We start from the raw sequence: 23,150 nt of genomic DNA on the forward strand, positions 1-23,150 counted from the left end.
AAGGACGGAAGGGCCGCCCGGCCGGGCCGGTCAGGCCGGACGCAGCCACACCGTCGCCAGGGGCGGCAGGGTCAGCCGGATGCTCGCCGGCCGGCCGTGCCACCCCTGCGCCTCCGGCTTGACCGGGTCCGGGTTCACCACGTCGCCGCCGCCGTACCGGGCGGCGTCGGTGTTGAGCACCTCGTGCCAGGCCGGGACCTCGTCGGGCACGCCGAGGCGGTAGCCGGAGCGGACCACCGGGGCGAAGTTCGACACCGCGAGCAGCGGGGAACCGTCGGCGTCCAGCCGCAGGAACGCCAGGACGTCGTCCTCGGCCGCGTCGCCGACCACCCACGAGAAGCCGGAGGGATGGGTGTCGCGCCGCCACAGCGCGGGCGTGGCCCGGTAGACGGTGTTCAGGTCGCGCACCAGGTCGCGCACGCCCCGGTGGTCCGCCGACGCCCCGTACTCCGGGTCGAGCAGCCACCAGTCGGGGCCGTGCGCCTCCGACCACTCCGCGCCCTGCGCGAACTCCTGCCCCATGAACAGCAGCTGCTTGCCGGGGTGCGCCCACATGAAGCCCAGGTACGTCCGCTCGTTGGCGCGCTGCTGCCACCAGTCGCCGGGCATCTTCGACACCAGGGACCTCTTGCCGTGCACCACCTCGTCGTGGGATATCGGCAACACGTAGTTCTCGCTGTACGCGTACACCATGGAGAAGGTCATCTCCCCGTGGTGGTGCCTGCGGTGGACCGGCTCGTGGCTCATGTAGTCGAGCGAGTCGTGCATCCAGCCCATGTTCCACTTCAGCCCGAAACCGAGCCCGCCGAAGCCGCTCGGGCCCTCGTGGTGCGTGGCCCGCGTGACCCCGTCCCAGGCCGTCGACTCCTCCGCCACCGTCACGACGCCGGGCACCCGCCGGTACAGCGTCGCGTTCATCTCCTGGAGGAACGCCACCGCGTCCAGGTTCTCCCGGCCGCCGTGCTCGTTCGGCGTCCACTGGCCCGGCTCGCGCGAGTAGTCGAGGTACAGCATCGAGGCGACCGCGTCCACGCGCAGCCCGTCGATGTGGAACTCCTCGCACCAGTACACGGCGTTGGCCACCAGGAAGTTGCGCACCTCCCGGCGCCCGAAGTCGAACTCCAGCGTTCCCCAGTCCGGATGCGCCGCCCGCAGCGGATCGGAGTGCTCGTACAGCGGGCGCCCGTCGAACTCGGCCAGCGCCCAGTCGTCGCGCGGGAAATGCGCCGGCACCCAGTCCATCAGCACGCCGATCCCGGCCCGGTGCAGCCGGTCGACCAGGTACTTGAAGTCGTCGGGGACGCCGAGCCGGGCCGTGGGCGCGTAGAAGCCGGTGACCTGGTACCCCCAGGAGCCGCCGAAGGGGTGCTCGGCGACCGGCATCAGCTCGACGTGGGTGAAGCCGAGGTCCGCGACGTAGGCGGGGAGCTGCTCGGCCAGCTCGCGGTAGGTCAGCCCGGGCCGCCAGGAGGGCAGGTGGACCTCGTACACCGACATCGGCGCCTCGTGCGCGGGCGCGTCCGCGCGGTGGGCCAGCCACTCACCGTCGCCCCACGCGTAGTCCGAGGCGTGCACCACGGAGGACGTGGCCGGCGGCACCTCCGTACGACGGGCCAGCGGGTCGGCGCGGAAGGTGCGCGAACCGTCGGGCCGGGTGATCTCGAACTTGTACAGCTCGCCCGCGCCGACGCCCGGCAGGAACAGCTCCCACACCCCGGTCGAGCCGAGGGAGCGCATCGGGTGGCCGGTGCCGTCCCAGAAGTTGAAGCCGCCCGCCACCCGGACCCCGCGCGCGTTCGGCGCCCACACCGCGAACCGGGTGCCCGCCACCCCGTCGTGCGTCGTCGGGTGCGCGCCGAGCGCCCGCCACAGCTCCTCGTGCCGCCCCTCGCCGAGCAGGTGCAGGTCCAGCTCGCCCAGGGTGGGCAGGAAGCGGTACGGGTCCTCGATCTCCTGTTCCGTCCCCTCGTACGCCACGAGGAGCCGGTGGGGCGGGACGTCCTTCAGCGGCACCAGGCCGGAGAAGAAGCCGTCCCCGTCGCCGTGCAGCCCGACCCGCAGCTCCCCGGACAGCACCGTCACGGCCAGGGCGTACGGCCGGAACACCCGGAACGCGACCCCGCCGGGCACCCGATGGGCGCCGAGCACCGCGTGCGGATCGTGGTGCGTGCCGGCCAGCAGCCGCTCCCGGTCGGCGGCCGGCGTGGGGGAGACGGCGACCTCGGTCCCGGGGGAGGCGGTGGCCTCCGGGGGCGTGGCCCGCTTCGTCGCGGTCTTCTTGGGGACGGCCTTCTTCGCGGCCTCGGCCGTCTTCTTCCCGGCCGTCTTCTTCCCGTTCGTTTGCTTCCCGTTCGTTTGCTTTCCGGTCGTCTTCTTCGGGTCGGGACCGCTGGACGAGGGGCGGGGGATCACGGGCGGGGCCTCCTGGGCGCAGTGGGAGCGGGCGGGGACGTCAGGCCGGCTCGGGCAGGGACAGGCGGCGCACCGCCGTCAGGGGCACCTCGAGCCAGTCGGGACGGTGCCGGGCCTCGTACAGGACCTCGTAGACCGCCTTGTCCGTCTCGTAGGCGCGCAGCAGCACCGGGTCGGTGCGCGGGTCGTGGCCGTCCGCCTCCGCGTAGCCGGTGCAGTACGCGGCCCGGCAGGTCTCGGCCCAGCCCGGCACACGTACGTCGGCCGAGTGCGCGGCGTAGTCGAAGGAGCGCAGCATCCCCGCGACGTCCCGCACCGCCGGCTGCGGCAGCCGGCGCTCGGCGAGGGGTTTCGCCGGTTCCCCCTCGAAGTCGATCAGGGACCACTCGCCGTCGGGGGAGCGCAGGCACTGGCCCAGGTGCAGGTCGCCGTGGACGCGCTGCGCCGACCAGGTACGGCCCTCGGAGGCCAGGTCCGCCAACGCGGTGAACGCAGTCCGCAGCGCCGGCGCGTACGACCTCAGCAGGGGCACGGCCCGCGCCGCCTCCGCCAGCCGCCCGATCATGCCGTCGGCGAGCTGCCGCGCCTGGGCGTGGCCGAGGGTGACGGTCGGCAGCGCGCGGGCCAGCGCGCCGTGCACCTCGGCGGTGGCCCGCCCGAGTGCCCGGGCCTCGGCGACGAAGTCCTCGCCCTTGGCCAGCTCGCGCAGCGCCAGGTCCCAGCCGTCGGTCGCGCCCTGCAGATAGGGCTGGAGCACGCCCAGCACCCAGGACCGGCCGGCCAGGTCCGCCACCATCCACCCCACCGGTGCGGGCACCCGGGGGCAGCCCTCGCGGGCCAGGGCCAGCGGCAGTTCCAGGTCGGGGTTGACGCCGGGCACGATCCGCCGCAGCAGCTTGAGGATGAACGTGTCTCCGTACACGACCGACGAGTTCGACTGCTCGGCGGTCGTCAGCCGCGGCACCAGCCCCGTGCGTATGCCGTCGCCCGGTGCCCGCTCGAAACGCAGCCCGCCGATGCGGGCCCGCGTGCGCAGCGCCTCAAGCAGCACCTCGGCGGGACGGGTGTCGTACAGGGCGTCGTACGCGGTGCGCCCGGCCGCCGGGCCCTCGGTCACGTGGCCGATCAGGGCGGGGGCGAGCCGGGGCGGCAGCGCCTCGCGGGTGCCGATCAGGAGCTGGTAGCAGTCGCCCGGCTCCTCCGCCGCGCCTCCGGCCGGGCTGTGCCGCTGATGGGCGCGGACCAGCACGTGGTGGAGGCCGAGACGGGAGTCGGCGGGGAGCAGTTCGGTCGCGGCGACCAGGGAGAAGCCGGTGACCGGGCGGCCCTTGCCGGCGAACCAGCGTTGCCGCGGCAGCCATTCCCGCAGCAGGGGGTCGAGGGATGCGAGGAGTCCCGGCGGGCTCGTATCGGTGCGTATGACGGCTTCCGACATGGCGGCGCGTCCTTTCCCCTAGACCGCGTCCTTGCGCAGCCGGAACCAGTAGAAGCCGTGACCGCCGAGGGTCAGCAGGTACGGCAGGTCGCCGACCGCCGGGAAACGCACCCCGCCGAACAGCTCGACCGGATGGCGTCCGCCGAAGGCACTGAGGTCGAGCTCCGTGGGCTGCGCGAACCGGGAGAAGTTGTGGACGCACAGGACCAGGTCGTCCCCGTGCTCGCGCAGGAAGGCCAGCACTGCCGGGTTGGACGAGGGCAGCTCGGTGTAGGTGCCCAGGCCGAAGGCCACGTTCTGCTTCCGGATCTCGATCATGCGCCGGGTCCAGTGCAGCAGCGAGGAGGGCGAGGCCATCGAGGCCTCGACGTTCGTCACCTGGTAGCCGTGGACCGGGTCCATGATCGTGGGCAGGAACAGGCGGCCCGGGTCGGACGAGGAGAAGCCCGCGTTGCGGTCGGGCGTCCACTGCATGGGGGTGCGCACGGCGTCGCGGTCGCCGAGCCAGATGTTGTCGCCCATGCCGATCTCGTCGCCGTAGTAGAGGATCGGCGAGCCGGGCAGGGACAGCAGCAGGGCCGTGAACAGCTCGATCTGGTTGCGGTCGTTGTCGAGGAGCGGGGCCAGCCGCCGGCGGATGCCGATGTTGGCGCGCATGCGCGGGTCCTTGGCGTACTCCGCGTACATGTAGTCGCGTTCCTCGTCGGTGACCATTTCCAGGGTCAGCTCGTCGTGGTTGCGCAGGAAGATGCCCCACTGGCAGCCGGACGGGATGGCCGGGGTCTTGGCGAGGATCTCGGAGACCGGGTAGCGGGACTCCCTTCTGACCGCCATGAAGATGCGGGGCATCACCGGGAAGTGGAAGGCCATGTGGCACTCGTCGCCGCCCGCCGAGTAGTCGCCGAAGTAGTCGACGACGTCCTCCGGCCACTGGTTGGCCTCGGCCAGCACCACCGTGTCCGGGTACTGCGCGTCGATCTCCTTGCGCACCCGCTTCAGGAAGTCGTGCGTGCGCGGCAGGTTCTCGCAGTTGGTGCCCTCCTCCTGGTAGAGGTACGGCACCGCGTCCAGCCGGAACCCGTCGATGCCCAGGTCCAGCCAGAACTTCAGCCCGGCCAGCATCTCCTCCTGCACGGCCGGGTTCTCGTAGTTGAGGTCCGGCTGGTGGGAGAAGAACCGGTGCCAGTAGTACTGCTTGCGCACCGGATCGTAGGTCCAGTTGGACGCCTCGGTGTCGACGAAGATGATCCGCGCGTCCTGGAACTGCTTGTCGTCGTCGGCCCAGACGTAGTAGTCGCCGTACGGGCCGTCCGGGTTCTTGCGGGACTCCTGGAACCACGGGTGCTGGTCGCTGGTGTGGTTCATGACGAAGTCGATGATCACGCGCATGCCGCGCTGGTGCGCCGCGTCCACGAACTCCACGAAGTCCGCGAGGTCGCCGAACTCCGGCAGGACGGCGGTGTAGTCGGAGACGTCGTAGCCGCCGTCGCGCAGCGGTGACTTGAAGAAGGGCGGGAGCCACAGGCAGTCCACGCCCAGCCATTGCAGGTAGTCCAGCTTGGCGGTCAGGCCCTTGAGGTCACCGACGCCGTCGCCGTTGCTGTCCTGGAAGGAACGGACGAGGACCTCGTAGAAGACGGCTCGTTTGAACCAGTCCGGGTCCCGGTCCTTGGCGGGGGTGTCCTCGAAGGTGTCCGGCACGGGCTCGTTGACGATCATGTGGTGGGTGACCCTCCGATCTGCGGGTGGGACGGTCGCAGAACCGTGCAGACGTGCGCGGGCGTACGGCCCGGCTCCAGGCGCACATAGTTGGCCCTGCCCCAGTGGTAGGTCTCGCCGGTCAGCTCGTCGCGCACCGGCACCGACTCGTGCCAGTCCAGGCCGAGTTGCGGCATGTCCAACGAGACCGTCGCCTCCTGGGTGTGGCGGGGGTCCAGGTTCACGACCACCAGAACCGTGTTCGACCCCTGCCGCTTCGAGTAGGCGATCACCTCCTCCTTGTCCGTGGGGTGGAAGTGCAGATCGCGCAGTTGGCGCAGCGCGGGGTGCTCGCGCCGGATGGTGTTGAGCTTGGTGATGAGGGGGGCGATGGTGGTGCCCTCGCGGGCGGCGGTGGTCCAGTCGCGGGGGGTGAGCTGGTACTTCTCGCTGTCGAGGTATTCCTCGCTGCCTTCGCGCAGGGGGGTGTTCTCGCAGAGTTCGTAGCCGCTGTAGAGGCCCCAGGTGGGGGAGAGGGTGGCGGCGAGGACGGCGCGGACCTCGAAGGCGGGGCGGCCGCCGTGCTGGAGGTAGGCGTGCAGGATGTCGGGGGTGTTGGCGAAGAGGTTGGGCCGCATGTACGCCGCCGCCTCGCCGGACAGCTCCTCCAGGTACTCGGTGAGTTCCTGTTTGGTGTTGCGCCAGGTGAAGTAGGTGTAGGACTGCTGGAAGCCGGTCTGGGCGAGGGTGGCCATCATGGCGGGGCGGGTGAAGGCCTCGGCGAGGAAGATGACGTCGGGGTCGGTGCGGTTGATGTCGGCGATGACGCGTTCCCAGAAGGCGACGGGTTTGGTGTGGGGGTTGTCGACGCGGAAGATGCGTACGCCGTGGTCCATCCAGTGGCGCAGGATCCGTACGGTCTCGGTGTGGAGTCCGTCGGGGTCGGTGTCGAAGGCGATGGGGTAGATGTCCTGGTATTTCTTGGGCGGGTTCTCGGCGTGGGCGATGGTGCCGTCGGGGCGGTGGTGGAACCACTCGGGGTGTTTGTGGACCCAGGGGTGGTCGGGGGAGCACTGGAGGGCGAAGTCCAGGGCGATTTCCATGTCCAGGCGGGCGGCTTCGCGCACGAAGTGGTCGAAGTCGTCGAGGGTGCCGAGGGCGGGGTGGACGGTGTCGTGGCCGCCTTCGGGGGAGCCGATGGCCCAGGGGACGCCGACGTCGTCGGGGGTGGCGGAGAGGGTGTTGTTGCGGCCTTTGCGGTGGGTGGTGCCGATGGGGTGGACCGGGGGGAGGTAGACGACGTCGAAGCCCATGGCGGCGATGGCGGGCAGGCGGCGGGCGGCGGTGCGGAAGGTGCCGTGCGGGGTGTCGGGGGTGCCTTCGGAGCGGGGGAAGAACTCGTACCAGGCGCCGTAGAGGGCGCGTTCGCGTTCGACGAGCAGGGGCAGCGGATCGGAGGAGGTGAGCAGGTCGCGCAGGGGGTGGCGGGCCAGGACCGCGTCCACCTGGGGCGTCAACGCCGCCGCCAGCCTGGACGCGGCCGGCCTGCTCTCGTCCCGCAGCGCGTCGACCGCGGCCAGCAGTTCACGCCGGTCCCGGCGTCCGGGCACGTCGGCGGCGGCCCGCTCGTACAACCGGGCGCCCTCCTCCAGGACCAGGTCGGTGTCCATGCCCGCCGGGATCTTGATCCGGGCGTGGTGCCGCCAGGTGGTGACCGGATCGCCCCACGCCTCCACGGTGTACGACCACATCCCCGTCGCGCCCGCGGTGACGGTGGCGCCCCAGCGGTCGGTGCCGGGGGCCAGCTCCCGCATCGGCGTCCAGGGGCCCGGCCGGCCCCGCGGATCTCTCAGGACGACATTGGCCCCCACCGCGTCGTGCCCCTCCCGGAACACGGTGGCGGAGACCTCGAACGACTCGCCGGTGACGGCCTTGGCCGGCCGGCGGCCGTGCTGGACGACCGGACGGACGTCCAGCACGGGGATGCGCCCGACGACGGTGGCGACGGTGGTGCTCTGTGCGGAGGCTGCTGGCGAGTGGTGCGTGGCGGGCATGACCGCTCCTGTCCGCGTCAACTGGGTGGGCGGATGACTGCTGGGGAGGTGGGTCCTGCGAGGTGCGTGCGGGGCGTACCGCAGGAGCCTTCCCACACTCTTCCGGTGGGCAATCCGGCACTTTGTCAACTACTCGCGCGTATGTCGACATCACGACACACGGTGCGATCTGACCGTCGCTTTCCCGGATGCCGCTCCCGCAATCAGCGTTCGTCGCGACATGTGCAGCTTTCCTTGCGGGCCGAAGCGCCACAAGAAGGCCGACGGGGAAAGATCCGGCCATATCGACACGCCGTGCGCGTCAGTTCCTGTCCGGCGCATCCGGGCGAAGGCCCCAACAAGGGACACATCGCGCGGTAACGTCGTGAGGGTGAAGGCGATCCGTCGACTGACCGTCCGTCCCGTTCTCCCCGACCCCCTCCGGCCGCTCAGTGATCTGGCCCGCAATCTGCGCTGGTCCTGGCACCCGGAGACCCGCGACCTCTTCCAGTCCGTCGACCCCGAGTGCTGGACCGCGTCCGGCCGCGACCCGGTACGGCTGCTCGGCACCGTCCGGCCCGCGCGTCTCGCGGAGCTGGCCGAGGACCGGCGCTTCCTGCGCCGGCTCACCGCGGTGGCCGACGACCTCGACCACTACATGACCGGCGACCGCTGGTACCAGGCCCAGTCCGGCCGACTCCCGGGCGCCGTGGCCTACTTCTCGCCCGAGTTCGGCATCACCGCCGCACTGCCCCAGTACTCCGGCGGCCTCGGCATCCTGGCCGGCGACCACCTCAAGGCGGCCAGCGACCTGGGGGTGCCGCTCGTCGGCGTGGGCCTGCTGTACCGGCACGGCTACTTCCGCCAGTCCCTCTCCCGGGACGGCTGGCAGCAGGAGCACTATCCCGTCCTCGACCCCCACGAGTTGCCCCTCGCGCCCTTTAAGGAGCCCGACGGCACCCCGGCGCACGTCGCCCTCGCGCTGCCCGGCGGCCGGGAGTTGCGGGCCCGTGTCTGGCTGGCCCAGGTCGGCCGGGTGCCGCTGCTGCTGCTCGACTCCGACGTCGAGGAGAACGACCCCGGCGAACGCGGCGTCACCGACCGGCTCTACGGCGGCGGCAGCGAGCACCGGCTCCTCCAGGAGATGCTGCTCGGCATAGGAGGTGTCCGGGCGGTGCGGACGTTCTGCCGGCTCACCGGGCACCCCGCGCCGGAGGTGTTCCACACCAACGAGGGCCACGCCGGCTTCCTCGGCCTGGAACGCATCGCCGAACTGGGCGACGAGGGGCTGGAGTTCGGGCCGGCCCTGGAGGCGGTGCGGGCCGGCACCGTCTTCACCACGCACACCCCGGTCCCGGCCGGCATCGACCGCTTCGACCGCGAGCTGGTCGCCCGCCACTTCGGCCCCGACGCCGAACTTCCGCGCATCGACGTCGAACGCGTCCTCAGGCTCGGCATGGAGACCTACCCGGGCGGCGAGCCCAACCTCTTCAACATGGCCGTGATGGGCCTCAGGCTCGCCCAGCGCGCCAACGGCGTCTCCGTGCTGCACGGCGGCGTCAGCCGGGGGATGTTCGCCGGACTGTGGCCCGGTTTCGACGCCGAGGAGGTGCCCATCACCTCCGTCACCAACGGCGTGCACGCCCCGACCTGGGTGGCGCCCGAGGTGTTCCGGCTCGGCGCCCGGCAGATCGGCGTGCAGCGGGCCGAGGACGCGCTGGCCGTCGGCGGTTCGGACCGCTGGGACTCGGTCGCCGACATTCCCGACCAGGACATCTGGGAGCTGCGCCGCACCCTGCGCGCCCAGCTCGTGGAGGAGGTGCGCGAGCGGCTGCGCGCCTCCTGGCGGCAGCGCGGCGCCGGGACGGCCGAACTGGGCTGGATCGACGACGCCCTCGACCCGGACGTGCTCACCATCGGCTTCGCGCGGCGCGTCCCGTCGTACAAGCGGCTCACGCTGATGCTGCGCGACCGGGAGCGGCTGACGGAGCTGCTGCTGCACCCCGAGCGGCCGATCCAGATCGTCGTCGCGGGCAAGGCGCACCCGGCGGACGACGGCGGCAAGCGGCTGGTGCAGGAGCTGGTGCGGTTCGCGGACGACCCGCGGGTGCGGCACCGCATCGTGTTCCTGCCGGACTACGGCATGGCGATGGCGCAGAAGCTCTACCCGGGCTGCGACATCTGGCTGAACAACCCGCTGCGGCCGCTGGAGGCCTGCGGCACCTCCGGCATGAAGGCGGCGCTCAACGGCTGCCTCAACCTGTCGGTGCTCGACGGCTGGTGGGACGAGTGGTACCAGCCGGACTTCGGCTGGGCCATCCCCACCGCCGACGGCGTCGGCACCGACCCGGACCGCCGCGACGCCATAGAGGCCAACGCCCTCTACGACCTGCTGGAGCAGCGGATCACCCCGCGCTTCTACGAGCGGGGCGCGAGCGGGCTGCCCGACCGGTGGCTGGAGATGGTGCGCAGGACCCTCAGCCTGCTCGGCCCGAAGGTGCTGGCCGGCCGCATGGTCCGCGAGTACGTCGAGCGGCTCTACACCCCTGCCGCCGAGGCGCACCGCGCGATGGACCCGGACTCCGCGCGCGGGCTCGCCGAGTGGAAGACGCGGGTGCGGGCGGCCTGGCCCGGGGTGAGCGTCGACCACGTGGAGACCTCCGCCGCCACCGCCAGCGCCGAACTGGGTACCACGCTCGCGCTGCGGGTGCGGGTGAAGCTCGGCGATCTCGCGCCGGAGGACGTGGAGGTGCAGGCGGTCTCCGGCCGGGTGGACTCCGAGGACCGGATCACCGACGCGGCGAAGGCGCCGCTGAAACCGGTGGGCGGGCCCGACCTGGAGGGCCGCTGGGCCTACGAGGGGCCGCTCGCCCTGGACCGCACCGGCCCCTTCGGCTACACGGTCCGCGTCCTGCCCGCACACCGGCTGCTGGCCTCCGGCGTGGAGACCGGCCTGGTCGCGGAGCCCTCCGGCGACCTGGTGGAGGCGGCGGGCCTGCTGATGCGGTGACCCCCGGAGCAGCCGGGCGGTGGGGCGGGTGACGACGAGGAGGGCTCAGTCCTCCTCGTCGCCACCGCTCAGCCGCCTGAGGACGGTGCCGCAGCGGCGGGCGTAGGCGTGCTGGAAGGCGCGGGTCGCCGGTCCGCCGGCCTTGGCGTACCACTTGGCCGGGCGGCTGAAGGCGTGCACGGTCAGCCAGACCGTGCCGTCACCGGTGCGGTCCACCACGAAGGCCTCCTCGCCGGACTCGGGGTGGCCGGGCAGCGTGCCGTAGGCCCAGCCGGCCCGGCGCGGCTCCTCCAGTGTCCACACCACCCGGCAGGGCGCCTTGATCATGCTGGCGAGGGTGACGGTGACGTCGACGCCGGGCGCGGCACGTTCCGCGCTCGCGTCGATGCCGACGCCCAGCTCCCGGTGCATCTCCCAGGTGAGCACGGCCTCGACCGCCCGCCGGAACACCGGTTCACCCTCCCCGAGGCGGGTGCGTACGTGCATGGGGCGGAAGCCGGGCGGGCAGGCGCCCTGCTCGCGGGTGGCGCCGACGTCGTCGTACGTGAAGGACATGGGCACCAAGACTAGGGCGGCACCCGGGAACCGCTGGTTCCGGGTTCCGCCGGCCGAGTCGGCCGACTCGGTGGGGACGGCCGACTCGGTGGGGACGGTCAGTTCACGTTGATCGCGGTCCAGGCCGCGCCCACCGTCTTGTACTCCGTGCTGTCGGCGCCGTACAGGTCGGACGCCGCGCTCAGGGTCGCCGCGCGGGCGTCGGCGTAGTCGGTCGTCGACGTCATGTACTCGGTCAGCGCCTTGTACCAGATCTGCAGGGCCTTGTCGCGGCCGATGCCGGTGACGGTGGAGCCGTCGTGGGTCGGGGAGTCGTAGTCCACCCCGTCGACCGTCCGCGCCCCGCTGCCCACCGACAGCAGGAAGAAGAAGTGGTTGGCGGGACCGGACGAGTAGTGCACGTCGACGCCGCCGAGACCGGAGTCCCAGTAGTCCTTGGACGCGCCGTCCTTGCTCGGCTCGTCCATGTAGCGCAGCGGGGTGCCGTCGCCGTTGATGTCGATCCGCTCGCCGATGAGGTAGTCGCCCTTGTCGGCGGAGCTGTTCGCGAAGTACTCCACGCCGGTGCCGAAGATGTCCGACGTCGCCTCGTTGAGGCCGCCGGACTCCCCGCTGTAGTTGAGTCCGGCGGTGTTGGAGGTGACGCCGTGGCTCATCTCGTGCCCGGCCACGTCCAGCGAGGTCAGCGGGTTGGTGTTGCCCGTGCCGTCGCCGTACGTCATGCAGAAGCACGCGTCCGACCAGAAGGCGTTGACGTAGTTGCTGCCGTAGTGGACGCGGGAGTAGGCCGCCTTGCCGTCGTTCCTGATGCCGCTGCGGCCGAAACTCTCCTTGTAGAAGTCCCAGGTGACCTGGGCACCGTAGGCGGCGTCGACGGCGGCGGTCTGGTCCTGCGGGTCGCTGGAGGCGGCGCCGGTGCCCCAGGTGTCGTCGGCGTCGGTGAACAGCGTGCCGGTGCCGGAGGTCTTGCGGGCCAGGTTGTACGTCTTGTGGCCGCCGCGCCCGGTGTCGTACAGCTCGTACGACGAGCCCGACTTGGTGGTGCCGAGTTCGACCGTGCCCGAGTAGAGGCTCTTGCCGGAGCCGGTCTCGATGCCCTGGTACTCGTACAGCTTGGCGCCGGTGGCGGCGTCGGTGATGACGTGCAGCTCGTTCGGGGTGCCGTCGTCCTGGAGGCCGCCGACCACGGTCTCGTAGGCGAGGACGGGCTTGCCCTGGGCGGCCCAGATCACCTTGCGGGGCGCGGAGCCGGCCGCGGTCCTCGACGACCCGGCGTCCTTCGCGGCGGACAGCGCCTGCTGCTCGGCCTTGGCCGCCTTCACCTTCGGGGTGACGGTGGCGACCTCGACGGCGGCCTTCGTCGCCTTGGTGACGCCTCTGGTGGCGCCGGACTTCGACTGGTGCACGACGAGGTCGCCGCCGAGGACGGGCAGGCCGTCGTAGGTGCGCTCGTAGCGGGTGTGCACGCTGCCGTCGCGGTCCTTGACCACGTCCTTGACGACCAGTTTCTCCTTGGCGCCGAGGCCCATGGCCCGGGCGGTACCGGCCGCGCCGGCCTGCTGCTCCTGTATGAGCGCGCTGCGGGCGGTGCCCGACAGCAGGACGGGTGCGCCCGGGAGCGCCGACGGCGCGGTGCTGTCGGCGGCGGCGCTGCCCGCGGTCAGGCCGGTGGTGAGCATCGCTCCGGCGGCGACCGCGGTGGCGAGGGCCAGCGTGGTGCGCTTGTGGCGCGCGAAGAGGGAAGACACACAAGCTCCTTCGGTGGGGGGTACCGGACGGCGTGGGGTGTCCGGCCGGTTACTGCGAAGTTGTGCTGTGGGTGACGGAAGACTGACACCGAAGGCGCGTACATGTCAGGAGGGCGCGATGATGTTGGCCGAAAATCGACGTCTGGGTGGCCGTCGCGGGAATGTGAAGGCCGTGTGACCTCGGTCAAGTGGCAACAAGACACGCGTAAGTCCTTGGCAAAAACCGGTAGCCGGCGGGGACATGGAGAGGGCGCCGCCCCGGAGGAGTCGAACCTCCGGAGCGGCGCCCTGACTTGGGGTGGTGCCCCCGTGGGCCGGTGGGCCTACGGGAAGGTGAGCCGCCAGGCGTCGATGTAGCCGGTGTCCGCCGGGCCCTGGTCCTGGACGCGCAGCTTCCAGGTGCCGTTGGCCGTTTCGGAGGAGGCGTTCACCGTGTAGGTCTCGTGCACGTCCTCCGCCGGGTCGTAGCCGCTGTTCTTCAGGCGGTACGTCGACCCGTCGGGCGCGACCAGGTCGATCTGGAGGTCACCGCGCCAGCTGTGCACGATGTCCACGCCCACCTGGAGGTTGCTCGGCGCCTTGCCGGTGCGTCCGGAGACCGTGAGGGACGAGGTCACCGCGGACCCGTAGTCGGGGATGTTCACGTTCGTGCCGCTCTCGAACGTGGTGCCGTCCCCGGGGTCGCCGCCACCGGGCCGCGAGCCGACGTTGATGCCCGCCCACGCGTTCGCCACCGCGGTGTACTCGGCGCTGTCGGTGCCGTACAGCTCACCGGCCGCCGCGAGGGTGCCGGTGCGGGCGCCCGCGTAGTTGGTGGTCGACGTGAACTTGGTGGTCAGCGCGCGGAACCAGATCTTCTCCGCCTTGGCGCGGCCTATGCCGGTCACCGGGAGGCCGTCCGAGGTGGGCGAGTTGTACGTGACACCGTTGATGGTCTTGGTGCCGCTGCCCTCGCTCAGCAGGTAGAAGAAGTGGTTGGCCGGGCCCGACGAGTAGTGCACGTCGGAGTTGCCGATGCCCGAGAACCAGTCGTCGTAGGACGCGCCGTCCTTGCTGGGCTTGTCCATGTAGCGCAGCGGGGTGCCGTCGCCGTTGATGTCGATCTCCTCGCCGATGAGGTAGTCACCGACGTCCTCGGAGTTGTTGGCGTAGAACTCGACCGACGTGCCGAAGATGTCGGACGTGGCCTCGTTCAGGCCGCCGGACTCGCCGCTGTAGTTGAGTCCCGCGGTGTTGGACGTGACGCCGTGGGTCATCTCGTGCCCGGCCACGTCGATGGCGGTCAGCGGGTTCGCGTTGCCCGAGCCGTCGCCGTAGGTCATGCAGAAGCAGCCGTCGGACCAGAAGGCGTTGACGTAGTTGTTGCCGTAGTGGACCCGGCTGTACGCGCCCACACCGTCGCCGCGGATGCCCGAGCGGCCGTGCACGTTCTTGTAGTAGTCCCAGGTCAGCGCGGCCCCGTAGTGCGCGTCGGCGCCGGCGGTCTCCGGGTCGGAGGAGCTGCCGTTGCCCCACACGTCGTCGGAGTTGGTGAACAGCGAACCGGTGCCCGAGGTCCGGCCGTTCAGGTTGTACGTCTTGTGGTTGCCGCGCGCGGTGTCGGTCAGCGTGTACGACGAACCGGACTGCGCGGTGCCCAGCGTGACGGTGCCGCTGTACGTGGTGTGGCCGGTGCCGTTCTCGATGCCCTGGTACTCGTACAGCTTGGCGCCGGTGGCGGCGTCGGTGACGACGTGCAGCTCGTTCGGGGTGCCGTCCTCCTGGAGGCCGCCCACGACGGTCTCGTACGCGAGAACCGGCGTGCCGTTCGCCGCCCAGATCACCTTGCGCGGGGCGCGGTCGGCGTCCGGCCGCTCGGCGCCCGCGGCCTTCGCGGCGGACACCGCCTGGGACTCCGCCTTGGCGGCGGAGATCCTCGGCGTCACGGTGGCCGGCTCGAGCGCCTTCGCCGTGGCCTTCACGACCTGCTCGGTCTTCCCCGCGTCGGAGGCCACCACGAGGTCGCCGCCGAGGACGGGCAGGCCGTCGTAGGTGCGCTCGTAGCGGGTGTGCAGGGTGCCGTCGCGGTCCTTGGCGACGTCCCGGACGACCAGCTTCTCCTTGGCGCCCAGGCCCAGCTCGTCGGCGGTCTTCGCCTTGGTGGCGTTGGCGTCGCGGATCAGCTCGGCGCGCTGGGCCGGGCTGAGCCTGACCAGCTCGTTGCCCTTCGCGGGCGACGGGTCGGGGGCCGCGGTGGCGGTGCCGGACTGGACCGCCGTGGCGATCAGCGCGGCGACACCGGCCAGCGCGACGGCCGCGGCACGCCGGTGCGCGGTACGGCGGGAGGTGGTGTGGGAGGTGCGTCTGTGGGGAGTACTGCTGCTCAACACTGACTCCTTCTGCGTGGCCACGGGTTGCGCGGCCAGGGGAGACCGGCCGGCGGGTGGCCGGCCGGGCGGAACTGTGCGGTACGCAGAAACCTGGTGCTGTGAGCCGGCCGCGGCACAGCGCTCGTGGGGAAGCTGTGGGGGCGCTGTGAAGGGGCCGACGGAAGAGTGGCAGGAGAAAGCGCTACTTGTCAGGAGCGCGTCAGCAAGTTGGCTGGAAATGGTTCGTTGACCGGGCGTTCACGTTCGATAAACGGAATCGTTGCTGTCCCGGTCCGGTTACTGTCCGGTCAGTCAGTAACCGGCGGGCGGTTCCCCGTGCCAGGAGCCCCACAGGGCCGCGTACGCCCCGCCCGCCGCCACCAGCTCGTCGTGCGTGCCCAGCTCCGTCAGCAGACCGTCCTCCATCACCGCGACCCGGTCGGCGTCGTGCGCGGTGTGCAGGCGGTGCGCGATGGCGATGACCGTACGGCCCTTCAGTACGGCGGCCAGCGCCTGCTCCGTGTGCCGGGCCGTCGTCGGGTCCAGCAGGGCCGTGGCCTCGTCCAGGATCAGGGTGTGCGGGTCGGCCAGCACCACCCGGGCCAGGGCCAGTTGCTGGGCCTGCGAGCCGTCCGTGGAGTGTCCCTTCGCGCCCAGCTCGGCGCCGAGGCCCGCGGGCAGCTCCCGCACCCAGCCCTCGGCGCCCACCGCGGCGAGCGCGGCCCACAACTCCTCGTCCGAGGCCGCCGGTTCGGCGATCAGTAGATTGTCGCGGACCGTCCCCAGGAACACATGGTGCTCCTGGGTGACCAGCACCACCTGACGGCGCAGCCGCTCCGGACCCAGGGCGACCACGGGCACCCCGCCCACCGTCACCGAACCCGCCGTCGGCGCGTCGACGCCCGCGAGGAGCCGGCTCAGCGTCGTCTTGCCCGCCCCCGACGGACCGACGACCGCCAGCCGCTCACCCGGCCGCACGGTCAGGTCCACCCCGCGCAGCACCTCCCCGCCCCGGTCGTAGGCGTACCGCACCCCGGACACGTCGATACGGTCGCCGTCCGGAACCGCCGACTCGTCCGCCGTGGCCCGCGGGGCGCGTGCCAGCCCTTCCACCCGGGCGAACGAGGCGGCACCGGCCTGCAGCTGCTCGACCCGCATCAGCACCTCGTCGAGCGGTCCCGCCAGCTGCTGGAGATACACGGCGCAGGACACCACCGCACCGAGGCTCGCCGACCCGTGCGTGTGCAGGACCCCGCCGAGCAGCAGCACACCCGCCACGGGAAGGACGTAGGAGATGTCCACCGCCGGGAAGAACACGCTGCGCAGGAACAGCGTCCGCAACCGGGTGCGCAGCGAGACCTCCAGCGCCCCGCGGTTCGTCGCGACGCGCCGCCCGGCCAGCCCGAACGCCTCGACCGTGCGGGCCCCCGCCACCGTGGCCGCCAGGCTCTCCGCGACGTCCGAGTTGGCCGCGCCCTCGGCGAGGTAGGCCGCCCGGGCCCGGCGCAGGTACCAGCGCAGCGCCACCCAGGCCGGCGTCAGCCCCAGCACCCCGGCCAGGCCGAGCAGCGGGTCGAGCACGAAGACCGCGGCGGTGAGGAACAGTGCCTGCACCGCGTTGACCAGCAGTTCGGGACCGGCGTCGCGCAGCGTGGTGCCGACGGCGGTCACGTCGGCGGTGCCGCGCGTCGTCAGGTCCCCGGACCCCGCCCGCTCCACGACCGACGCGGGCAGCGCCAGCGCCCGTTCCACGTACCGCTCCCGCACCCGGGCGAGCGTCCGCTCCCCGAACCGGTGCCCCACGTACCGCGCCCAGCGGGCCAGCAGCAACTGAGCCAGCGAGCACAGCAGGATGGCGAGGGCCATCCGGTCCACGGCGCCGACCCCGCCCCCGCCGCGCACCTCGTCGACGATCCGGCCCAGCAGCCACGGACCCGCGAGACCGGCCAGCGCGGCCAGCGCGTTGAGACCCAGGACGACGGCGAAGGACCTCCGGTCGGCCCGCACGAGGTCGGTCGCGGCGCGGCGGACGTCGGTGCGCTCGGCGACGGGCAGCTGTGTCATCGGGCCGGCTCCCCTTCGTCGGCGGCCTCGGCGGCCTCGGCGGCCTCGGCGTCCCGCGCGACCAGGGCGCGGTACGCCGGTTCGGAGTCCAGGAGTTCGCGGTGCGTGCCGGTGGCCGCTACCTTGCCGTCGACCAGGTGGTGTACGACGTCCGCGCGGTCGAGGAGCAGCGGCGAGGTGGCGGCAAGGACGGTGGTGCGGCCCTGGCGGGCGTGCTTGAGGCGGTCGGCCACGGTGGCCTCCGTGTGGGCGTCCAGGGCGGAGGTGGGTTCCGCGGCGAGGAGGACCTCGGGGTCGGTCAGGAGGGCACGGGCCAGGCGGACGCGCTGGCGCTGTCCGCCGGAGAGGTCGCGGGACTGGGCCGCGACCTGGGTCTTCAGTCCGTCCGGGAGGGCGCGGACTATGTCTTCGGCGGCGGCCGCGTGGAGGGCTGCGGTGAGTTTTGCCGTCTCGTCCGCCCCGGGCCGTTGTTTCGCGTCCGCGGATTCGTGGTGGCTTGTCGCGCCCACGCGGCGGAGCCGCACATCGACACTGCCCGCGCCCCTGAGGTCAGTGTCCGCAGCGCCCACTACATCGCTCAGGGTGCCCGCGAAAAGGTCGGCTTCCGGGTCCGCGACCAGGATGCGTGCCCGTACCTGTGTCAGCGGGATCTCCGTCAGCGGGACCTCCCCCCAGGTCGCGTCCGACGGGGTGTAGCGGGCCAGGCGGTCCAGGATGTCGGTGGCGTCGGACGGGCGGGACGTGACCAGGGCGGTCAGGCGGCCGGGGGTGATGCGTACGCCCGAGGCCGGGTCGTAGAGCGCCGAGGGTTCCGCGGGGGCGTCCCGGGTGCCTTCGTCCGGGGCCGGTTCCAGGCGCAGGAAGGCGACGACCCGGCGGGCGGCCACCACGCCGCGGCTGAGCTGGTGGCCCATCTCGATGAGGAACGCCACCGGCCAGCCCAGCGCGACGACGTAGCCGTACACCGACACCAGTTCGCCCACACTGATGTGACCCTGCGCGGCCTGCCGGGCGCCCAGCCAGGTCACCAGGGCCAGGAACAGCATCGGCAGTCCCACTCCGAGGGCCTGGATCCAGCTGGTCACCGCGCCGACCCGGTAGCCCTGCTCACGCAGCCGCCCCGAGTCCCGGCGGAACGCGTCCGCGACCAGGCCCTTGCCGCCCAGCCCGTTCAGCACCCGCAGCCCGCCCGCGAGGTCGCCGATCCGCGCGGTCAGGACGGACTGCCGCTCCCGGTACTCCGCCTCCCTGCCCTGGAGCCGTCCCATGAGCGGGCCGAGGAGCACCCCGAGCACCGGGACCCCCAGCAGCACCACCAGGGCGAGCCGCGTCGACACCGACAGCATCAGCCCGCCGACCGCCGCGTAGGCGACGATCGCGCCGACGCCCGGCCCCACGGCCGTCAGGGACGTGCTGATCGTCTGCACGTCGCCCACCCCGATGGTGACGACCTCGCCGGCCCCCACCTGCCCGCGCAGCGCCGCGCCGAGCCGCGTGGCGTGGCCGACGACCACCTTCACCGTGCGGAAGTTGGCGTCCATCCGCACCTTCGTCATCGTGCGGTGCCGCATCATGCCCAGCCACGCGTTGACCCCGCCGACGGCGACCATGGCCCCCGTCCAGCCCGCCAGCGCGCCCATGTCACCGGGCTCCAGGCCATGGTCGACGGCCCGGGCCATCAGGTACGGCGTCGCCGCCAGCAGCACCATCCACACACTGGCGAGCACCGCCCCCGCCAGGCACCGGGGCCACTGCCGCCCGACCAGCCAGCCCAGGTACCGCCAGCCGCCCCCGCGGCCCGGGGCGCCCGGGTCCTCGTACGCGTCGATCCTCACGCCAGACTGTCCCGCCAGGCGCGGTGCAGATCCGCGAACCGGCCCGTACCGGCGATGAGTTCGTCCGGCGCGCCGTCCTCGACGATCCGGCCGTGCTCCATCACCAGCACCCGGTCGGCGATCTCCACGGTGGAGAGCCGGTGCGCGATCACGACCGCCGTACGGCCCTTCAGCACCGTCGTCATCGCCCGCTGCACCGCCCGCTCCCCGGGGATGTCCAGCGAACTGGTCGCCTCGTCCAGGATCAGCACCGCCGGGTCCGCGAGCAGCGCCCGCGCGAACGCCACGAGCTGCCGCTGACCCGCGGAGATACGGCCGCCCCGCTTGCGCACGTCGGTGTCGTAGCCGTCCGGCAGCGCGGCGATGAAGTCGTGGGCGCCGATCGCCTTCGCGGCCCGCTCGATCTCCTCCCGGGTCGCCTCCGGACGGCCGATGGCGATGTTGTCGGCGACCGTGCCGGAGAACAGGAACGCCTCCTGCGTCACCATCACCACCCCGCGCCGCAGCTCCGGCACGGCCAGGTCGCGCACGTCGGTGCCGTCCAGCAGGATCCGCCCGGCGGACGGGTCGTAGAACCGGGCGAGCAGCTTGGCCAGCGTCGACTTGCCCGCGCCGGTGGAGCCCACGACGGCGACCGTCTGACCGGCCGGGAGCGTCAGCTCGAAGCGCGGCAGCACCTCGCCGCCGGTGCGGTAGCCGAAGCTCACCGAGTCGAAGACCACCTCGCGGCCCGGGTGCTCCGACTCCAGCGGCGGCAGCTCCTTCGGCGCGGCCGGCTCCGGCACCGACGGCGTCTGGGCCAGCAGCCCGGCGATCTTCTCCAGCGAGGCCGCCGCCGACTGGTACGAGTTCAGGAACATGCCCAGCCGGTCGATCGGGTCGTACAGGCGGCGCAGGTACAGCACCGCCGCGGCCAGCACACCGAGCGCCAGCGTGCCGTCCGCGACCCGGTAGGCGCCCCACAGCACGATGCCCGCGACGGCCGTGTTCGCGACCAGGCGGGAACCCACCACGTAACGGGCCATCTCCAGCAGCGCGTTGCCGTTGGTCCGCTCGTGGCGGTGGTTCAGGACCGCGAAGTCGGCGTCGTTGACGGCCTCGCGGCGGAAGGCGCGCACCGGCCGGATGCCGTTCATCGTCTCCACGAACTTCACGATCACCGCCGCGATCGCCGTGGACCGCTGCCGGTACACCCGCCCCGCGCGCCGCTGGTAGAGCCGCACCAGCGCGTACAGCGGCACGAACGACGCCACCGCCACGGCGCCGAGACCGAGGTCCAGCCAGAGCAGCAGCGCCGCGATGTAGACGAAGGACAGGATGACCGTCACCAGCTCCTGGAGCCCCTCGTCGAGCAGCTCGCGCAGGGACTCCACGTCCGTGGTGGAACGCGAGATGAGACGGCCCGAGGTGTAGCGCTCGTGGAAGTCGACGCTCAGCGCCTGCGCGTGCCGGAAGATGCGGCCGCGCAGGTCGAGCAGCACGTCCTGGCTGACGCGGGCCGCCGCCGCGATGAAGGCGTACTGGAGTCCGCCCGCCGCCAGCGAGCACAGCAGGTAGCCGGCGCCCACCGCGATCAGCGGTCCGTGGTCGTCGTCCCGCAGGGCCGGCACGGCGTGGTCGATGGCGTACGCCACCAGCAGCGGGCCCGCCTGCACGGCCGCCTGCTGGAGCAGCAGCAGGAGGACGGTGACGGCGACCCGGGCCTTCATGGGCACCAGCAGGGAGCGCAGCAGGGCGCCGGTCGCGCCCGGCGGGCTGGGCAGGACGTCCTGGTCGAAGGCGTCGTCGGCGGCGGTGGTGGTGCGGGTCCCCGCCCCGGCCGGGTCCCCGTGCTCTGGGTGCTCCGGCTGTTCCCTGTCCGGCGCGGTGGCCGTGGGCGCGGTCATCGGCCGTCTCCTTCCTGGGGCCCCTCGGCATCGCCGGGACTGTCGAGCCCGGACATCAGATGGGCGTACTCGGGGCTGGTGCGCAGCAGTTCGTGATGGGTGCCGACGGCGGTGATGCGGCCCTCGGAGAGCAGGGCGACGCGGTCGGCGAGCAGGACGGTGGAGGGGCGGTGGGCCACGATCAGCGCGGTGGTGTCCGCGAGGACCTGCCGCAGGGCGGCCTCCACGGCGGCCTCCGTGTGCACGTCCAGCGCGGACAGCGGGTCGTCCAGGACGAGGAACCTCGGCCGGCCCACCACGGCCCGCGCGAGCGCCAGGCGCTGACGCTGGCCGCCGGAGAGGCTGAGACCCTGCTCGCCGACCTGGGTGCCGGTGCCCTGGGGGAGCGCGTGCGCGAAGTCGGCCTGCGCGACGGCGAGCGCGCGGTCCAGCTCCTCGCCGCCGGCGCCCTCGCCGGCACCCATCAGCACGTTCTCACCGACGGTGGCCGAGAAGAGGGTGGGCTCCTCGAAGGCCACGGCGACCATCGAGCGCAGCTCCTCGCGGGACAGGGCGGCGATGTCCTCGCCGTCCAGCGTGATCCGGCCCTCGGTCACCTCGTGCAGGCGCGGCACGAGCGCGGTCAGCGTCGTCTTCCCACTGCCGGTGGCACCGACCAGGGCCATGGACTCACCGGGGCGGATGTGCAGGTCGACGTCCGCCAGGAGGGGCGGGGAGCCGGGAGGCGCGTCGGGATACCGGAACCGCACGTTCTCGAACCGTAGGCCGCCGCCCCGCTCATCTGCGGGCAATCGTGCCTCCCCCAGTGCCTGAACGGCCGGGGAGGCACCCCGCTCCGCCGGGCCGCGCTCCCCACCCCCTGGCACCGACGCACGGTCACCCGCACTCCCCGGCGACTCGACCTCCGCGTCCATCACCTCGAAGTACCGGTCCGTGGCCGTCGCCGCCTCCTGGCTCATCGCCAGCAGGAAACCGATGGACTCCACCGGCCACCGCAGCGCCAGCGCCGTGGACAGGAAGGCAACCAGCGTCCCCGCCGACAGCGCCCCGTCCGCCACCTGCACCACCCCGACCACCAGCGCCGCCCCGATCGCCACCTCGGGCAGCGTCACGATGACCGCCCAGATCGCCGCAAGCAGCCGCGCCTTGCGCAGCTCCGTGCCCCGCAGCGTGTGCGACAGCTCGTGGAAGGCGCGGGCCTGGCTGCGGTGCCGGCCGAAGCCCTTGACGATCCGGATGCCGAGCACGCTCTCCTCGACCACGGTCGTCAGATCCCCGACCTGGTCCTGCGCGCGCCGCGCCACCGCGGAGTACTTCTTCTCGAAGATCCCGCAGGTGATCATCACGGGAATGGCGGGTCCCAGGATCACCAGCCCGAGCATCCAGTCCTGGACCAGCATGATGCCCACGCCGACCAGGATCGTCACGCCGTTGACCAGCAGGAACGTCAGCGGGAAGGCGAGGAACATGCGGAGCAGCATCAGGTCGGTCGTCCCGCGCGACAGCAACTGCCCCGAGGCCCAGCGGTCGTGGAAGGCCACCGGCAGGCGCTGCAGATGCCGGTAGAGATCCGCCCGCATGCCCGCCTCGACGCCCGCCAGCGGCCTGGCCACCAGCCACCGCCGCAACCCGAACAGCAGCGCCTCCGCCAGCCCGAGGAGCAGCAGGTACAGCGCCCCGAGCCACACGCCCGCCGGATCACCGTCGGCGACCGGCCCGTCCACCATCCACTTCAGGACCAGCGGGATCACCAGACCCACGCAGGAGGCGAGGATCGCTATCACCGCCGCCGTCCCCAACCGCGCGCGCACCGGCCGCACGTAGGGCCACAGCCGCAGCAGGGCACGTACGGTGGAACGCCTCTCGGCGGCGTCCGGGGCGGCGTCCGGGGCGGCGTCCGGGGCGAGATCCGTGGCGGGGGCAGGTTTCGTGGGCATCAGCAGCGAGCCTACGGTTTGCCACTGACACTGCCCACCGAGTTTTCGCGCGCGGCGGGGTCGTACGGAGGCTCTGCCGGGGTCGTACGGAGGCCCCTCCGGGGTCGTAGGGGAGCATCAACCGATCGGCCGATGCGCCTTCGAGCGCGTCGGCCGATGCGCCGGCCCCCCGGCCGCCGGGACGCTGGT

General features: G+C 72.3%; 12 protein-coding genes. 1 reads left to right on the plus strand and 11 read right to left on the minus strand.

The features are described from left to right. Nucleotides 1-30: 30 nt before the first annotated feature. From glgB to C4J65_RS24290, 4 genes are read right to left on the minus strand one after another with little or no spacing between them, the layout of a single operon-like run. Nucleotides 31-2,412: a 1,4-alpha-glucan branching enzyme gene (glgB, locus tag C4J65_RS24275; protein ID WP_162833327.1), complete on the minus strand. Its 2,382-nt coding sequence runs from the start codon at nucleotides 2,410-2,412 to the stop codon at nucleotides 31-33. A gap of 40 nt (nucleotides 2,413-2,452) precedes the next feature. Next, on the minus strand, nucleotides 2,453-3,847 hold the full coding sequence (locus C4J65_RS24280; protein WP_115744290.1) for a phosphotransferase: 1,395 nt from the start codon (nucleotides 3,845-3,847) through the stop codon (nucleotides 2,453-2,455). Nucleotides 3,848-3,865: 18 nt separating this feature from the next. Then, a complete protein-coding gene (gene treS, locus C4J65_RS24285) occupies nucleotides 3,866-5,566 on the minus strand; it encodes a maltose alpha-D-glucosyltransferase (protein ID WP_115744291.1) in 1,701 nt (566 codons plus the stop codon). Then, entirely contained in the window at nucleotides 5,563-7,599 is a 2,037-nt protein-coding gene (locus tag C4J65_RS24290; RefSeq protein ID WP_115744292.1) for an alpha-1,4-glucan--maltose-1-phosphate maltosyltransferase, read from the minus strand. Before C4J65_RS24290 ends, treS begins: the two co-directional genes overlap by 4 nt. A 370-nt stretch (nucleotides 7,600-7,969) precedes the next feature. Here C4J65_RS24290 and C4J65_RS24295 point away from each other — a divergent pair, with 370 nt between their 5' ends. Then, on the plus strand, nucleotides 7,970-10,588 hold the full coding sequence (locus C4J65_RS24295) for a glycosyltransferase family 1 protein (RefSeq protein WP_162833328.1): 2,619 nt from the start codon (nucleotides 7,970-7,972) through the stop codon (nucleotides 10,586-10,588). Between the two features lie 45 nt (nucleotides 10,589-10,633). Here the strand turns inward: C4J65_RS24295 and C4J65_RS24300 are convergent, their stop codons facing one another. From C4J65_RS24300 to C4J65_RS24330, 7 genes are all read right to left on the minus strand, one after another. After that, a complete protein-coding gene (locus C4J65_RS24300) occupies nucleotides 10,634-11,143 on the minus strand; it encodes a DUF1990 domain-containing protein (protein WP_115746612.1) in 510 nt (169 codons plus the stop codon). A 98-nt stretch (nucleotides 11,144-11,241) separates the two neighbouring features. Beyond that, the gene (locus C4J65_RS24305; RefSeq protein ID WP_115744294.1) at nucleotides 11,242-12,891 is read right to left on the minus strand and encodes a M4 family metallopeptidase; all 1,650 of its coding nucleotides are present in this window, start codon (nucleotides 12,889-12,891) and stop codon (nucleotides 11,242-11,244) included. Between the two features lie 323 nt (nucleotides 12,892-13,214). Then, nucleotides 13,215-15,257, minus strand: coding sequence for a M4 family metallopeptidase (locus C4J65_RS24310; protein WP_162833329.1), 2,043 nt, complete (start codon nucleotides 15,255-15,257; stop codon nucleotides 13,215-13,217). A 294-nt stretch (nucleotides 15,258-15,551) separates the two neighbouring features. Beyond that, nucleotides 15,552-17,303, minus strand: coding sequence for an ABC transporter ATP-binding protein (locus C4J65_RS24315; protein ID WP_115744296.1), 1,752 nt, complete (start codon nucleotides 17,301-17,303; stop codon nucleotides 15,552-15,554). Further along, entirely contained in the window at nucleotides 17,300-19,138 is a 1,839-nt protein-coding gene (locus C4J65_RS24320; RefSeq protein ID WP_115744297.1) for an ABC transporter ATP-binding protein, read from the minus strand. Before C4J65_RS24320 ends, C4J65_RS24315 begins: the two co-directional genes overlap by 4 nt. Next, entirely contained in the window at nucleotides 19,135-21,024 is a 1,890-nt protein-coding gene (locus tag C4J65_RS24325) for an ABC transporter ATP-binding protein (RefSeq protein WP_115744298.1), read from the minus strand. Before C4J65_RS24325 ends, C4J65_RS24320 begins: the two co-directional genes overlap by 4 nt. Beyond that, entirely contained in the window at nucleotides 21,021-22,961 is a 1,941-nt protein-coding gene (locus C4J65_RS24330) for an ABC transporter ATP-binding protein (RefSeq protein WP_115744299.1), read from the minus strand. Before C4J65_RS24330 ends, C4J65_RS24325 begins: the two co-directional genes overlap by 4 nt. Between the last annotated feature and the right edge of the window lie 189 nt (nucleotides 22,962-23,150).

The organism is Streptomyces sp. CB09001, assembly GCF_003369795.1.
GTDB lineage: Bacteria > Actinomycetota > Actinomycetes > Streptomycetales > Streptomycetaceae > Streptomyces.